The organism is Gordonia sp. L191, from assembly GCF_030077625.1.
In the GTDB taxonomy this organism is placed as follows: domain Bacteria; phylum Actinomycetota; class Actinomycetes; order Mycobacteriales; family Mycobacteriaceae; genus Gordonia; species Gordonia polyisoprenivorans_A.
The window spans coordinates 1,240,423-1,255,020 of record NZ_CP125996.1 but is presented as its reverse complement, the minus strand read 5'-3'; the positions used below and the strand labels follow the sequence as shown (position 1 = coordinate 1,255,020).

Sequence of the window (14,598 nt, the reverse complement as noted above, 5' to 3'; positions counted from 1 at the left end):
CGGCGAACCGCCACACCAGGCAGTATAAGCAAGTGCTCACAAAATGAGCGAGTGCTTGGCTGCACACCGGACGAAATGGAGTGTCATGGCCGAACCGCTGTCCCGTCGCGACCTGGAGTTCTTGCTCTACGAATGGCTCGACGTCGAAAAGCTCACCGAACGTCCACGTTTCGCCGAGCACTCCCGCGAGACCTTCGACGCGGTCCTCGAACTCTCCGCCGACATCGCAACCCGGCGCTACGCGCCCCACAACGCACTCGGCGACGCCCACGAGCCCTACGTCGGTGACGACGGCACGGTCGTCCTGCCCGACGAGATCACTTCGGGCATCAACGAATTCCTCAAGGCCGGGCTCGTCGCGGGCTCCTTCGACGAAGAACTCGGCGGGATGGCACTGCCGACGGTGGTGAACCGGGCGAGCGCCGCATGGTTCCAGGCAGCCAACGCCGCGATGTCGTCCTACACCTTCCTCAGCGTCGGCAACGCCAACCTGATCGCCGAATACGGCACACCCGAACAGATCGACACCTGGGTCCGACCCATCGTCGAGGGCCGCTACTTCGGCACGATGTGCCTGTCCGAACCGCAGGCCGGCTCCTCGCTCGCCGACATCATCACCAAGGCGATCCCCTCGGCCGACGGCACCTACCGCGTCACCGGCACCAAGATGTGGATCTCGGCCGGCGATCACGAACTCGGCGAGAACATCGTCCACCTCGTGCTGGCCAAGACCCCCGGCGGCGGCCCCGGCGTCAAGGGCATCTCCCTGTTCATCGTGCCCAAATATCTCCCCGACGGCACCCGCAACGACGTCGCACTCGTCGGGCTGAACCACAAGATGGGCAACCGGGCGACCACCAACTGCCTGCTCAACTTCGGCGACGGCACCCACTCCCCCGACCCCGCTCCGGGAGCAGTTGCGTACCTGGTGGGCGAGGAGCACAAGGGCCTGTCCTACATGTTCCACATGATGAACGAGGCACGCATCGGCGTCGGATTCCTCGCCACCTCACTGGGATACGCCGGTTACCTCGCATCCCTGGAATACGCCAAGGTACGCACGCAGGGACGTCCGGTCGACCAGAAGGACCCCACCGCCAAGCCCGTCCCCATCGTCGAACACGCCGACGTGAAGCGGATGTTGTTGGCGCAGAAGTCCTATGTCGAGGGATCGCTGGCGCTGGGACTGTACTGCTCCAAGCTCGTCGACCTCCAGCAGACCGGCGACGACGCCGAGCAGGCCCGCGCCGGACTGCTTCTCGACGTGCTGACCCCGATCGCCAAATCCTGGCCGTCGCAATGGTGTCTCGAGGCCAACTCCCTGGCCATCCAGGTCCTCGGCGGTTACGGCTACACCCGCGAATTCCCGGTCGAGCAGTACTACCGCGACAATCGACTGAACCCGATCCACGAGGGCGCCCACGGCATCCACGGCCTGGACCTGTTGGGACGCAAGGTCATCATGCGTGACGGCGCGGGACTGACCCTGCTGGCCGAGACCATCGGCGACACCATCGCCGGAGCCGAGGCCGATCCGGCGCTCGCCGAGTACGCCGCCGCACTGCGCACCCAACTCGACACACTCGTCGCGACCACCGTCGCCGTGTGGTCGGCAGGCGACGTGGCTGTCTCCCTGGCCAACGCGACCGCCTACCTCGAGGCCACCGGGCACATCGTCATCGCCTGGATGTGGCTCGAGCAGCTACTTGCGGTCGGCACATCGACCGGCGACTTCTACGACGGCAAACGAGCTGCGGCACAATACTTCTACCGTTACGAACTGCCGAAGACCGGGCCGCAGTTCGAGCTGCTGACCGCACTCGACCGCACCACCCTCGACACCGATCCGGCCTGGCTGTAGCCCACCTCCACATACCGTCGATCCATCACGCAGTCGACCAACCCTCACGAAGGAGCTCCCGAAAGTGTCCGTCCTCGATATGTTCTCCCTGACCGACAAGGTCGTCGTCGTCACCGGCGCCTCGTCGGGTCTCGGCGTCTCGTTCGCCATCGCCTTCGCCGAAGCCGGCGCCGACGTCGTCCTGGCCGCGCGCCGCACCGACCGCCTGGCCGACACCGCGGCCGAGGTCGAGGCCACCGGGCGCAAGGCACTGTCGGTGACCGCCGACGTGGCCGACCCGGAGTCGTGCCAGAAGGTGATCGACGCCGCGATCGAGGCCTTCGGTCGCGTCGACGTGCTGATCAACAACGCGGGCATCGGCACCGCGGTGCCGGCGACACGGGAGACGCCCGAGCAGTTCCGCAACGTCATCGACGTCAATCTCAACGGCTCGTACTGGATGGCGCAGGCGGCCGGCCGGGTCATGCAGCCGGGTAGCTCGATCATCAACATCTCGTCGATCCTGGGCATCACCACCGCCTCGCTCCCGCAGGCCGCGTACGCCGCGAGCAAGGCCGGGATCATCGGCCTCACCCGCGATCTCGCCCAGCAGTGGGGCGCCCGCAAGGGTATTCGCGTCAACGCGCTGGCCCCCGGATTCTTCAAGTCCGAGATGACCAACGGCTACAAGGACGGCTACCTCGACTCACAGATGCCCCGCGTCTTGCTGGGCCGCACCGGTGATCCGGCGGAGCTCGCCGCGACGGCGGTCTGGCTGGCGTCCCCCGCCGGCGGCTATGTCACCGGCCAAACCCTCGCGGTCGACGGCGGCATCACCGTCACGTAGGTCCGCGTACCCATCACGTCCGGTGCGCGATCTCCCGAACGAGCGAAAGGTCAAGGCAGGCAGTGCGGTACGTGGCGGTCGGTGACAGTTTCACCGAAGGAGTCGGCGACGAACCCGATGGCCCCGACACCCCGCGCGGGTGGGCCGACCTCGTCGCCGAGAGGCTCGCCGCCGCGCACGGCGGGATCGACTACGCCAACCTTGCCGTGCGCGGGCGGCTCCTCGAGCCCATCGTCACCGATCAGGTCGACGCCGCCCTGCGCCTCGACCCGTTGCCGACATTGATCACCCTCAACGGCGGCGGCAACGACATGCTGCGCACCGGCGACCTCACCGGACTCGTCGAACTCACCCGCTCCGCGGTACGGCGATGCCGTGACGCCGGAATCCGCGTGGTCCTCCTCGCCGGCGCCGACCCCTCGGACGGTCTGCCCTTCGGGTCGACCATCCGGCGCCGCGGCGAGTACCTCACCAATGAGGTCGCGACCATCGCCGTCACCGAGGACGTGGAGTTCATCGACGTCTTCCACGACACCGAGATCCGCCGCCCCGAGTACTGGTCGCCGGATCGGTTGCATCTCAACGCGATCGGCCACAGCCGCGCCGCCGCACTGATCCTGCGCGGCCTCGGGGTGCCGACGACGACGCCCGCTCGCCCCGAATCGCAACCGCGTCCCCCGCGTCTCGTCGCCGAGGCCGGATTCGCGCGCGAGCACCTGTTCCCGTGGGTGATGCGACGCCTTCGCAAGCAGTCCTCCGGCGACGACCGACCCGCCAAGTATCCGGACTGGGTGTCGGTCGACCCCGCCGGCATCGGCTGAGGCGAGCACCGCTCACACCATCGACGAGTCCCGGCTTGCGTCCGGCGACCGCGCTGCGTCGAGTGCCACCGCACGGAAGTCCCGGGAGAAATCGATTCCCCGCATCTGCGCGAGGTATTGACCGGCGAACCCCGGGTACATGGTGGCGTTGAACCCGTCGTCGGTGAGATACCAACTGCGGCAACCGGAATTCCAGGTGGTGCCCTCCAGTCGTTTCTGGATCGACCGGTTGTGGGCATCTTGGGCGGGTCGGTGCACGTCGAGCAACCGCAATCCGCGGTCGACGATCAGCGAGATGGCGGTGACGATCGCATCGATCTGTGCCTCCATGTACACCAGCGCCGAATTGTGCCCCGGGCCGGAGTTCGGGCCGAAGGTGAAATAGAGATTCGGATACCCCGACACCGCGATCGACTTGTACGCGTATGCGCCACCGGACCATTCGTCGGCGAGCACTCGACCGTCACGGCCGCGGATCGGGATCGGCGATCCCTGCTTGGACACCTCGAATCCGGTCGCGAACACCAGTGCGTCGAATCGCCGCTCGATCCCCTCCACGGTCCGCACGCCGTGTTCGCAGATCCGCGCGATCGGCCACGTCACCAGGGTGCAGTTGTCGGCCTGCAGCGCGGGATAGTAGTCGCTGGTCATCAGCAGCCGCTTACAGCCGGCCCGGAAATCCGGGGTGAGCTGTCGCCGCATCCACGGATCGCGCACCTGGGCAACGAGATTGATCTTCGCGACCCCCTCGATGACCCGCGTGAACGGCGTGTTCCACACGGCACCGAGCGCGACCGACTCGTGCCCGAGGTACCAGAGTTGACGTGCCACCGTCTGTGAGTACGGCACCGTCCGATACACCCGTCTGGTCAACGAGGAGATCCGTCGATCGGCTCGCGGCAGCACCCACCCGGGAGTGCGCTGGAACACCGTGACGTCGGCGCCGGAGCGTACCAACTCCGGGATCAGTTGCACCGCACTGGCACCGGTGCCGATCACCCCGACCTTCTTGCCGGCGAAGTCGTAGTCGTGGTCCCATGCCGCCGAGTGCATCCGGTGACCGGTGTACTCGTCGATACCCGGGATCGAGGGATAGCCGGGTGTGGAGAGCGGGCCGGACGCGACGACCACCGCGCGTGTGCGGAGCGACTCCCGATCGGCCAAGTCGACGCGCCACGTGCCGGACTCCTCGTCGAATTGCAGCCCGGTCACCAGATGCGAATACCGGATGAACCGTTCGAGATTGTGGTCGGCGATCATCCGCGCGATGTACGCCAGGATCTCCTCACTTCCCGAATAGGTGTGTGACCATTCGGGATTGGGTGCGAAGGAATACGAGTAGAGCCGCGACGGGATGTCGCAGGCCGCCCCGGGGTAGACGTTGTCGCGCCACGTTCCGCCCGGTCGGACGTCGCGTTCGCAGATGATGAAGTCATCCCGGCCCTGCTGCAGGAGCCGGATGGCGGTGCCGATACCGGCGAACCCGGCCCCGATGATGACGGTGGTGGCATCGAGACCGGCGGCATCGGGAGCAGGCGTGTGCGGGTCCTCGTGCACGGCGCTCACGCGATCGGCTCGTAGGTCAGTTCCTTCGACCAACTCGGCTGCGACCGAAGGAGAAAGCGCGGGTAGAGGTCGGTCAGCGTGACCATCGCATCGGCAAAGTAGTGATACGGACTGTCGCGGTTGATGACCCACCCGGCGTGGTACTTGAGCACCTGGTAGGTGAACAGCCGGGTGCCGCGGCCCCGGTCGCCGTTCTTGCGGAACCGTTTGATCGCGTCGTAGAGCCGATCCTCCGAGAGTCCCATGTCGACGATGTTGTCGCGCATCTTGTTCAGCAACGGCACGTACATCAGCGCGCCGATGATGAGTCCGGGCGAGGCCACCGTGCCGACGGTCTGGACCAGCAGGGTGCGCAGGCGGGCGTTGCCGATCATGTCGAGTGCGTGGAAGTCGACGGCGAGATGCCGCGACTCGTCGGCATTGATCTTGCGGAACGCGGCATGGCAGATCGGATCCTCGACCTCCTCGAGGAGGAACTTCAGCAGCGCCCCGTCGAGGGCCACCTCCAGCATCGGGATGACCGTGCCCAGCACCGACAGTGACATGCGGTCGGCGAAGGTGTCGAGCCATTCGATGGCCAGGCGGATGTTGACGTTCGGCTCGGGGACCTCGTCGTCCTCGAGCATCCCCCACCGCCGCATCAGCGCGAGCTCGGCGTTGGCGTGCTTCTGCTCCTCGGCGTGAAAGTAGCGATAGATCTCCGCGAGCGTCTCGTCGGGCGCCTTCTTCGCCAGCGCCGCGAACCCGCGGGCGCCCACATTCTCGATCCACACCAGATCGGCCATGAACGCCTTGAGCTTCGGCTTCTGCTCCTCGGTGATCAACTCGGCACCGGGAGCATCCCAGTCGATGTCGGCCAGGGCCCACTGGCGATCCTTGATGGTCGCCAGCATGTCCTCGAGAACTATCGGCATGTCACACTCCTTCTTCGATTCGTGTTGGTGCAGCTTCGATTTCCGCATCGGACGCCAGGCCGTTGTGCTCGGATACCCCCGGTTCGAGGACCTCCGGGTCCACGGCGGCGATCGCCGGGGTCAGACGATGCAGCAGACCCGCCCCGAGGGTGTAGGTCCGCGGGAACAGTCGCTTCATCAGCCAGAGGGCCCTGGCGTCGAGTTGGGGCACCACGTACAACCGTCCCCGGTCGTTGGCGTCGAGGGTCGCCCGCGCGACCTGCTCCGCCGACCGCCCGGAGTACCGCATCAGGGTTTGCGCGAGTTTCATCGCGTCGCCGGTGATCCGACCGTCCACGGCGACATTGGTTTTCACGAACGTCGGGCATAGCACGGTCACCGCGAGGTCCGTGCCCGACAACTCCGCGGCAATGGTCTCCGAAAGTGCCAGCACCCCCGCCTTGCCGACGTTGTAGGCGCCCATCCCCGGCGCCGCGGAGAACGCGGCGGCCGAGGCGACGTTGATGAGACCACCCCGTCCGGCCGAGCGCAGTTGGGGCAGAAAGAGTTCCGACCCGAGCACCATTCCGCGCAGGTTGATGTCGAGGGCCCAGGTCCAGTCGTCGAGGCCGATGCTGCCGACGCAGCGCCCGCCGATGCCGACGCCGGCGTTGTTGATCGTCAACGTGGTCGGGCCACCGAGCAGATCCGGTGCGCGGCCGGCGAGGGTACGCATGTCGTCGATCTCGGCGACGTCGCAGAACAGCGCAATGCCCTCCCCGCGCCCGCCCGCGTCGATCATGGCGACCGTCTCCTCGGCCCGGTCGATGTCGATGTCGGCACAGACGATGCGGCCACCACGGCGCGCGAGTTCGAGAGCGAAGGCGCGCCCGATGCCGCTACCCGCTCCGGTGACGACGGCACGTGCACCCTGTGATCGTCGAGATGTCATGTCGTGGCATACCTTTCCGTATCAGCGTGTTCGGTATCAGCGTGTGCCGTCGCAGCGTTCGTCGCCGCAGCTTTGCCACCCGGTTCCGGACACTCGGTGATGAACCGTGCGACAGCCGCCAAGGCGGGGCCGGCTTCCGGGATCATCGTCGGCAGTGCCTGGAAGACGTGCATCTGTCCGGGCCAGATCTGCAGTTCACTGTCCCCACCGGCGTCGGAGATCATCCGGTGCGCAGCACGTGCATCGCCGAGGAGCATCTCTGCCCCACCGACCTGGATCAGTGTGCGGGGCAGGTCGTCGGCGCGATCGAGCGCCAGAGCGAGGCGAGGCAGGTCGGCCGGATGGCCTCTGGTGTAGTGATCGACCAGACGCTGCGCGGCGACGGCCGAGATCAATGGATCGGGCCCGGTGTCGCGTTCCTGCCTGCGGGCCAGTTCGAGGGTGAGATCGACCAGCGGCGACATCAGTACCATCGCGCGCGGCTGTGCACGCCGGTGTCGCACATTCTCGGCGAGCAGATCCAGGAGGAGATGGCCGCCTGCCGAATCACCTGCGACGGTGATGTTCTCGGGTCGATAGCCGATGTTCTGCAACCAGGCGTAGGCGGCCTCGACGTCGTCGGCGGCAGCAGGGAAGGTGTGTTCGGGTGCGAGGCGGTAGTCGACGCTGAACACCGGCATCCCGGTGAGATGCGCGAGTCGGGCAACGAGTCCGCGGTGTGTGCGCGCCGAGCAGATCGCATACGCGCTGCCGTGGACGTAGAGGATGACGCGCCGGGACTTCTCCGATCCCGGGGCATACACCCACTCTCCGCGGAAGCTGCCGGTGGACAGGGCATCGACGCGGACCCGATAGGGCGGCGGTGACCCGAGCAGCATGGCCGTGGCGACGATGGCCCGGGAGACATGTACCGCGAGGACACCGCCGGGCAGGACGTCGGCGAACGGCCGCAACGTGCGTCGGGTCAGCCTCGCCGCACACCGGGACTGTCGTGAGGTGTGAATCACATCTCGATGCCACCACTCATGATGCCATTTGTCAATGGCACATTGGTCAATGTTGCAATGCTTCCGTACTTTTGCCCAACCGGTCCCCGTGTCGGCGTGTGTCCACTCGCCGGGTGGCCGCGCACGACGTAGACTCGGACGTCCTGGCAATCGTTTCCATTAATCGGGCAACTCGCTCGAGCTGAGCGCGAAAGGACCGAGATGGCACTACACGGCTTCCTGACCAAGGCCGGATCGACGATCGCGACCGGCCTCGTCGGCGCCGTCGCATACGACGTCGCCCGCAAGGCCATCGCCAAGGCACCCCTACGGCAGGGCGCCGTGGTGGTCACCTCCTGGGGCCTGGTGGGGACCCGGAAAGCCGAGGCCATCGCCGAGGACGCGCGCCTGCGGACCGCCGACATCGTGGCCGAGGCGAAGGACCGTATCGGCGAGGAAACCAGTCCCCCGGGAACAGCCGAGCCGCACGACCACGATCACTGACCCGCCGTGCAAGAAACTGTGCGGTCCGACGCCGCGGGTCGTCTCCGTCTGGTCGTCGATGCGCTGCGCGGAACGTCGGCGGCACGCGCGGTCGCCGTCGAGGATGCCGTCATCGCGGTGACCGGCGTTCGCGCCGTGCACGTGTATCCGCGCACCGGCTCGGTCGTCGTCTGGTATCGCCGCGACACCGACCGTGGTGCCATCGATCGCGCGATCGCTGCCGGGCAGGCCACCGATCTCACGGCGGTCACCCGCGCCGCGCCACATTCGGCCGACGTCACCAATTCCGACATCCTGCGGATGGGTATCGGCGCGGGCGCCCTGATCCTTCTGGGGTTGCGGCGCTACGGATTCCGACGACCACCGATGCTCGGACCCGCGTCGCGCACGGTCGCCACCGGCATCACCATCTTCTCCGGCTATCCATTCCTCAAGGGGGCCTTGCGTTCACTGCGCGGCGGCCGGGCGGGTACCGATGCGCTCGTGTCGGCGGCAACCGTGGCAAGCCTGTTGTTGCGGGAGAACGTCGTCGCGCTGACCGTCCTGTGGTTGCTCAACATCGGTGAATTCCTCCAGGATCTGACGCTGCGCCGCACCCGACGGGCGATCTCGGATCTGTTGCGCGGCAACGCCGACACCGCATGGCTGCGGCTCGAGGACGGCACCGAGGTCTCGGTGCCCGTCGATTCGCTGGCGGTCGGCGACGTCATCGTCGTCCACGATCATGTCGCCGTGCCGGTCGACGGGACGGTACTCGAGGGCGAGGCGGTGATCGACCAGTCCGCGCTGACTGGCGAGAACCTGCCCGTCACCGCACAGGTCGGCGCCCACGTGCACGCGGGCTCGGTGGTGGTCAGCGGGCGGTTGGTGATCACCACCTCGGCGGTCGGCGCCGACACCGCCATCGGTCGGATCATCGCCCGGGTCGAGGAAGCCCAGCACGATCGGGCGCCCATTCAGACTGTCGGCGAACAGTTCTCGGGCCGCTTCGTCCCGGCCTCGTTCCTGCTGTCGGCGGCCACCCTGCTCGTCACACGCGATCTGCGCCGCGCCATGACCATGCTGCTCGTCGCGTGCCCCTGCGCGGTCGGGTTGTCGACACCCACCGCGATCAGTGGCGCCATCGGCAACGGTGCCCGCCGCGGAATCCTGATCAAGGGCGGCTCGCATCTCGAGGCGGCCGGCCGCATCACCGCCATGGTCTTCGACAAGACCGGCACACTGACGACCGGCCGTCCGGTGGTGACCAACGTGATCTCCTTCCACCCCGACTGGTCACCCGAGGACGTCCTGGCCCATGCGGCGAGTTCCGAGATCCACTCGCGACATCCGTTGGCGCAAGCGGTGATCCGGTCGACGACTGAGCGCCGGATCGAGATCCCCACCCACGCCGAATGCGAGGTCATCGTGGGTCTCGGCATGCGCACCTTCGCCGCCGACGGCCGCGTCCTGTTGCTGGGCAGCCCCGCCCTGTTCGCTCGACACGAGGTGGCACTGTCCACCGACGCGATCGAGTGGGTGGACAAGCTCCGCAACGAGTGCGAGACACCACTGTTGCTCGCCGTCGACGGCACCCTCGTCGGCCTGGTGAGTCTGCGCGACGAGGTCCGTCCCGAGGCGCACGAGGTGCTCGATGGGTTGCGGGACAAGGGAATCGAGCGGATCGCCATGCTCACGGGCGATCACCCGGCCACCGCCGCGGCGATCGCCGGTGAACTCGGCATCGACGACTGGCGGGCCGAGGTGCTTCCGGAGGACAAACTCACCGCAGTCCGCGAGTTGCAGTCCGAAGGTCATCTGGTGGCGATGATCGGTGACGGGGTCAACGACGCACCCGCACTGGCCGCCGCCGACATCGGCATCGCGATGGGCTTGGCCGGCACCGACGTGGCCGTCGAGACCGCCGACATCGCCTTGGCCGCAGACGATCTGCGCATGCTGTTGGCGGTGGGCGACCTGGGCGAGCACACCCTGCAGGTGATCAAGCAGAACTACGGGATGTCGATCGCCGTCAACGCGATCGGGCTGATCGTCGGCGCCGGTGGCGCGCTGTCCCCGGTGGTGGCGGCGATCCTGCACAACGCGTCGTCGGTGGCCGTGGTGGCCAACAGTTCTCGTCTCATCCGCTATCAGGTGGACCAGTCGGGTGCGGAGAAATCCGACACCGCACTGGTGCGCTGACGGCGGGCACGCCGATCGTGCGGGCGCCGATCACGGGTTCGGCGGGAGGTGCTCGAGTAACCGGTCGATGAAGGCGACCTGCGCCGGATTGAGCTTGCGGCGTGCGTCGTCGGGTGAAAACCATTCCGCACGGTCGATCTCCGGGAAGTCCTGGGTCTTCCCGGACCGTGGCGGCCAGGGCATCTCGAAGGTGTTGCTGATGACGACGGAGACGTCGAGGTCACCGTCGATCGCGAAGGCGACGACCCGTTTACCGCTCTTGAGCCGCACCTCACCGAGCTCGATGACCTCACCGTCGGGTGCCGTCTGACCGATCTCCTCGGCGAATTCGCGACGGGCGGCGACGAGGAGTTCCTCACCGTCCTCGACGAGTCCCTTCGGGATCGACCACGCTCCGTCGTCCTTGCGCGCCCACAGCGGTCCACCCGGATGGGCGAGCAGCACCTCGACGCCGAGTGCCGAGTTCCGATGGATCAGTAACCCGGCGCTGAGCTGGGGAGTCCGTGCTGCCACATCGATATATTCTGCCGGAAACACCGTCGACACACGATCGCGTCGAATCAGAAATCTCGGACTCGTAGACAGTGTTCATGACGGTTCTCGACACCATCAAACGCGGCCGTGACGCCGACCATCCGGTCGACGACATCCCGCCGCTGACCAAGCTCTTCCCGCTCGGACTGCAACACGTCATGGCGATGTACGCCGGTGCCGTGGCGGTGCCGCTCATCGTCGGCGGCGCGATGGTCGGCGCGGGTCAGATGCGTTCCGACGAGATCGTCCACCTGATCACCGCCGACCTGTTCGTCGCCGGCATCGCCACATTGCTGCAGGCAGTCGGGTTCTGGCGGTTCGGGGTGCGCCTGCCCCTGATGCAGGGCGTCACGTTTGCCGCGGTCGGGCCGATGATCACGATCGGGCTCAACCACGGCATCACCGCGATCTACGGTTCGGTGATCGCCTGCGGCGTGTTCATGATCCTGGTGGCGCCGATCGTCGGTCGGCTGATCAGATTCTTTCCACCACTGGTCACCGGCACGATCATCCTCATCATCGGGGTGTCGCTGATGAGCGTGGCCGCCGGATGGTTCGGCGGCGGCACCAACAAGGGCGAGGACTTCGGCGCACCCACATCGATCGCCTTCGGATTCGGCACCCTGCTGTTGATCATCCTGCTCGAGCGGTTCGCGCCGGCAGCGATCAAGCGGGTGTCGGTGCTCGTGGGACTCGTCCTCGGCACCCTGATCTCGATCCCCTTCGGCATGACCGATTGGAGCGGCGTCGGGCAGAGTTCCTGGATCGCTGTACCGCAGCCGTTCTATTTCGGTGTGCCGAGCTTCGACGTCAGCTCCATCATTGCGATGATCATCGTCGCCCTGGTGATCATGACCGAGACCACCGGCGACATCGTGGCCGTCGGCGAGATCGTCGACAAGAAGATCACACCGCGCAAGCTCGCCGACGGCATGCGGGCCGACGGCGTGGGCACCGTCCTGGGCGGGATCTTCAACACCTTCCCCTACACCGCATTCGCGCAGAACGTCGGCCTGGTGGCGATCACGGGCGTCAAGACCCGACATGTCGCGACATGTGCGGGCGCGATCCTGGTGGTCCTCGGCCTGCTCCCGAAAATGGCCGCGATCATCGAGGGCATCCCTCAGCCTGTCCTCGGCGGCGCGGGTGTCGCGCTGTTCGGCATGGTCGCCGCCAGTGGTGTCCGCACCCTGAGCCGGGTCAAGTTCAACAACACCAACATCCTGGTGGTCGCCATCTCGGTGGGCGTCGCGATGCTGAGCGAGGCGAGCCTGTCATACACCAACGACAACGGCGAGACCGTGTCGCTCGACCTGTATCACCAATTCCCGGACTGGTTCCAGACGATCTTCCACTCCGGGATCTCCGCGGGCGCCATCACCGCAATCCTGTTGAACCTCTTACTCAATTGGCGCAGCACCTCACCCGATCCGGTGGATTATCACAACACCGGCGAGATCGAGGTGGTCGACGCCGACGGCCTCTCCGGCTCCGACGCACCGCGGTACGGCGCCTTCGATCCGCGGGATGCGCTCGCCGCCGCCGACCCCGACACCGACCCGGCGACGCTGCGTGTACTCGCCGAGCACGACGCCGGTCTCCACCGGTTCATCGTCACCAATCCCTCGGCGCCGCAGGAACTGTGCGAATGGATTCGCGCCCAAGGCGATCCGAAGGTCACCGCGCTACTCGACCGGTGGGACGACAAGACGGGCGGGAAGTTCTCCGCTCGGAGCTAGGGGACCACTGTGCTGATCCAGCCCCGGGTGGGCCCCTACGACGCGGCCTCGCCCCGGAGGTGACCCTCGCCGCGCGCCGAGCACCGGGACTGCGCGCACCCGATTGGGCATACTCGTCAGGGTGAGTTACAACTTGGCGTTCTGGGTGGGCGGCGACGACCTCGATCCCGCGGACGTGTACGCGCGGCTGTGCGACCAACAACCGGTCAACGAGGTCGCCGCGGTGGATCAGGAGCGCGTCGTACGCGCGCTCGCCGACGCGCTTCCCGGCTGGGTCTGGGATCGGCATATCCTGCAGCCCCCCGAAGCCGAACCCGACACGGCGCCGGCGTTCGATGCGAATATCGGCACTCAGATGGTCGAATTCATCGGCTACGGATTCGAGAACGAGCATGCAAACGCCATCATCGACGCCATGCATTCGCTCGGCTATCGACTCTTCGATCCGCAGACCGGCGAACGATTCGCGTAGACGACGGTGACCGAGACGGCGTCGATCTCTGTTGCCGGTTCGTATCCAGGTGAACCTGTCGTCGCCGGACCCAGACCGGCCGCCACATCGTTCGACCAACCGACCGCGGAGTCTCCCTCGGCGACACTGGGTGGGTGACGACTGAGGAGAGCAACCCGCAGGTGTCCATTGCGTTTGCCGTGGTCGGTGGAGTGGGGTCGGCACTGCTGGCCGTTGCGGATGTGTTCGCGTTCGTGGGGGCAGCTTTGGTCTTCGGATTGGCGTCGGTCGCCTGCGCGAATGCGGTCTGCCACTCGGAAGGCAACGCGGACATGGGCATCAAGATCGTCGGGATCGGGGCGGCCATCGGTGGTGGCGCAGCAGTCCTCGGATACCTCTGGGCGGTCCGCACCAGGCGCCGCATTGCAGCTCTGATGCCGCTGGCAGGTCTCGCCGTCACCGCCATCGCCGTGGTGACCGGGACGTGGGTGGGGGCGCCCACACGATGAACGATCTCGTCGTCGACGGTCCGCCAGAACCCGGGGACGCCGGTAATGCAGCGACGGTGCCAGACCAGGGTCGTATCGTTGTCCCATGAACAGCCCACGGCCCGAAGAACTCGACGACCCGGACATCCCGCACGAGTACCCGCACGAATCCGCCTTCGCCTTCGGAGACGCCGAGCCGATCGGTGAGACCGATCGCATCGCCCGGGAGAAGGCGATCTACGAGGCGGGCCGTCATGGCAACGACCTCAACCGCGGACACGCGCTCGGCGGGTCGGACGGCACCACCGAAGGCCAGTGATCCGAGCGCACCGGACCCGTGACGCGCCGGGCGTATTGTCGTGTCCGACTGATCGGTAGCGGTGTAGACACAAGGCATGGAGGTCCTCAGCAGTCGCGTCCTACTCCGTTCACGAGACCCGGAATCGTTGCAGCATTTTTATCGTCATCAGCTGCGTCTCGCGGTCGCGCGGGAGTACCCGGGCGGCATTGTCTTTTACGCCGGTAACGGCCTGATCGAGGTTCCCGGGCACATGAGTTCCGATCTCGACACCACCATCGAACCGTCGGGCGCACTGTGGCTGCAGGTACGCGACGTCTCGGCCGCCGAACGCGAACTGCGGTCGGCGCACGTCACGATCGAGCGCGAACCGCTCACCGAGCCGTGGGGCCTGATCGAGATGCATGTGCGCGACACCGACGGCCGGCTGCTCATCATCGTCGAGGTCCCGCCGACGCATCCCCTGCGTCTGGACAACCGCTGACCGGGACGGGATCG

At 66.8% G+C, this 14,598-nt stretch carries 15 protein-coding genes; 10 read left to right on the top strand and 5 right to left on the bottom strand.

Annotated elements, in window-relative coordinates:
- The first annotated feature begins 85 nt into the window (after window positions 1–85).
- From QNM97_RS05535 to QNM97_RS05525, 3 genes are all read left to right on the top strand, one after another.
- Entirely contained in the window at window positions 86–1,861 is a 1,776-nt protein-coding gene (locus QNM97_RS05535; RefSeq protein WP_283821929.1) for an acyl-CoA dehydrogenase, read from the top strand.
- A gap of 64 nt (window positions 1,862–1,925) precedes the next feature.
- Window positions 1,926–2,687 (top strand): SDR family NAD(P)-dependent oxidoreductase, encoded by a 762-nt coding sequence (locus tag QNM97_RS05530; protein ID WP_283821928.1) that lies wholly within the window; start codon window positions 1,926–1,928, stop codon window positions 2,685–2,687.
- 62 nt (window positions 2,688–2,749) lie between these two features.
- Entirely contained in the window at window positions 2,750–3,508 is a 759-nt protein-coding gene (locus QNM97_RS05525) for an SGNH/GDSL hydrolase family protein (RefSeq protein ID WP_283821927.1), read from the top strand.
- 12 nt (window positions 3,509–3,520) lie between these two features.
- Here the strand turns inward: QNM97_RS05525 and QNM97_RS05520 are convergent, their stop codons facing one another.
- Genes QNM97_RS05520 through QNM97_RS05505 form a run of 4 tightly spaced genes read right to left on the bottom strand, consistent with a single transcriptional unit; the run spans window position 3,521 to window position 7,926 of the window.
- Window positions 3,521–5,074 (bottom strand): flavin-containing monooxygenase, encoded by a 1,554-nt coding sequence (locus tag QNM97_RS05520; protein WP_283821926.1) that lies wholly within the window; start codon window positions 5,072–5,074, stop codon window positions 3,521–3,523.
- Entirely contained in the window at window positions 5,071–5,988 is a 918-nt protein-coding gene (locus QNM97_RS05515; protein ID WP_283821925.1) for a ferritin-like domain-containing protein, read from the bottom strand. Before QNM97_RS05515 ends, QNM97_RS05520 begins: the two co-directional genes overlap by 4 nt.
- Window position 5,989: 1 nt before the next feature.
- On the bottom strand, window positions 5,990–6,919 hold the full coding sequence (locus tag QNM97_RS05510; RefSeq protein WP_283821924.1) for an SDR family NAD(P)-dependent oxidoreductase: 930 nt from the start codon (window positions 6,917–6,919) through the stop codon (window positions 5,990–5,992).
- Window positions 6,916–7,926 (bottom strand): alpha/beta hydrolase, encoded by a 1,011-nt coding sequence (locus QNM97_RS05505; protein ID WP_283821923.1) that lies wholly within the window; start codon window positions 7,924–7,926, stop codon window positions 6,916–6,918. Before QNM97_RS05505 ends, QNM97_RS05510 begins: the two co-directional genes overlap by 4 nt.
- Window positions 7,927–8,127: 201 nt before the next feature.
- On the opposite strand from QNM97_RS05505, the gene QNM97_RS05500 reads away from it, so the two are divergent.
- Together QNM97_RS05500 and QNM97_RS05495 are read left to right on the top strand one after the other, a co-directional pair.
- Window positions 8,128–8,409 carry a DUF1490 family protein gene (locus tag QNM97_RS05500; protein WP_283821922.1) on the top strand — a complete coding sequence of 94 codons (282 nt, stop codon included), beginning with the start codon at window positions 8,128–8,130 and terminating at the stop codon, window positions 8,407–8,409.
- A gap of 18 nt (window positions 8,410–8,427) precedes the next feature.
- Window positions 8,428–10,590 carry a heavy metal translocating P-type ATPase gene (locus QNM97_RS05495; RefSeq protein ID WP_283823103.1) on the top strand — a complete coding sequence of 721 codons (2,163 nt, stop codon included), beginning with the start codon at window positions 8,428–8,430 and terminating at the stop codon, window positions 10,588–10,590.
- A 30-nt stretch (window positions 10,591–10,620) separates the two neighbouring features.
- Here the strand turns inward: QNM97_RS05495 and QNM97_RS05490 are convergent, their stop codons facing one another.
- Window positions 10,621–11,103 carry an NUDIX hydrolase gene (locus tag QNM97_RS05490; RefSeq protein ID WP_283821921.1) on the bottom strand — a complete coding sequence of 161 codons (483 nt, stop codon included), beginning with the start codon at window positions 11,101–11,103 and terminating at the stop codon, window positions 10,621–10,623.
- A 77-nt stretch (window positions 11,104–11,180) separates the two neighbouring features.
- Here QNM97_RS05490 and QNM97_RS05485 point away from each other — a divergent pair, with 77 nt between their 5' ends.
- The 5 genes from QNM97_RS05485 (at window position 11,181) to QNM97_RS05465 (ending at window position 14,584) form a co-directional block, all read left to right on the top strand.
- Window positions 11,181–12,863, top strand: coding sequence for a nucleobase:cation symporter-2 family protein (locus tag QNM97_RS05485; protein WP_283821920.1), 1,683 nt, complete (start codon window positions 11,181–11,183; stop codon window positions 12,861–12,863).
- A gap of 145 nt (window positions 12,864–13,008) precedes the next feature.
- Window positions 13,009–13,335: a hypothetical protein gene (locus QNM97_RS05480; RefSeq protein ID WP_283821919.1), complete on the top strand. Its 327-nt coding sequence runs from the start codon at window positions 13,009–13,011 to the stop codon at window positions 13,333–13,335.
- Between the two features lie 134 nt (window positions 13,336–13,469).
- Window positions 13,470–13,823: a hypothetical protein gene (locus QNM97_RS05475; protein WP_283821918.1), complete on the top strand. Its 354-nt coding sequence runs from the start codon at window positions 13,470–13,472 to the stop codon at window positions 13,821–13,823.
- Between the two features lie 85 nt (window positions 13,824–13,908).
- The gene (locus QNM97_RS05470; RefSeq protein WP_283821917.1) at window positions 13,909–14,121 is read left to right on the top strand and encodes a hypothetical protein; all 213 of its coding nucleotides are present in this window, start codon (window positions 13,909–13,911) and stop codon (window positions 14,119–14,121) included.
- 76 nt (window positions 14,122–14,197) lie between these two features.
- Window positions 14,198–14,584, top strand: a complete 387-nt coding sequence (locus QNM97_RS05465) for a VOC family protein (RefSeq protein ID WP_283821916.1) — start codon at window positions 14,198–14,200, stop codon at window positions 14,582–14,584.
- The last annotated feature ends 14 nt before the right edge of the window (window positions 14,585–14,598 follow it).

What these genes read in the sequence shown, in the direction of transcription:
- QNM97_RS05535 (WP_283821929.1), top strand. Translation starts at nt 86, where the DNA reads ATGGCCGAACCGCTGTCCCGTCGCGACCTGGAGTTCTTGCTCTACGAA.
- QNM97_RS05515 (WP_283821925.1), bottom strand. Translation starts at nt 5,988, where the DNA reads ATGCCGATAGTTCTCGAGGACATGCTGGCGACCATCAAGGATCGCCAG.
- QNM97_RS05510 (WP_283821924.1), bottom strand. Translation starts at nt 6,919, where the DNA reads ATGACATCTCGACGATCACAGGGTGCACGTGCCGTCGTCACCGGAGCG.
- QNM97_RS05500 (WP_283821922.1), top strand. Translation starts at nt 8,128, where the DNA reads ATGGCACTACACGGCTTCCTGACCAAGGCCGGATCGACGATCGCGACC.
- QNM97_RS05485 (WP_283821920.1), top strand. Translation starts at nt 11,181, where the DNA reads ATGACGGTTCTCGACACCATCAAACGCGGCCGTGACGCCGACCATCCG.
- QNM97_RS05470 (WP_283821917.1), top strand. Translation starts at nt 13,909, where the DNA reads ATGAACAGCCCACGGCCCGAAGAACTCGACGACCCGGACATCCCGCAC.
- QNM97_RS05465 (WP_283821916.1), top strand. Translation starts at nt 14,198, where the DNA reads ATGGAGGTCCTCAGCAGTCGCGTCCTACTCCGTTCACGAGACCCGGAA.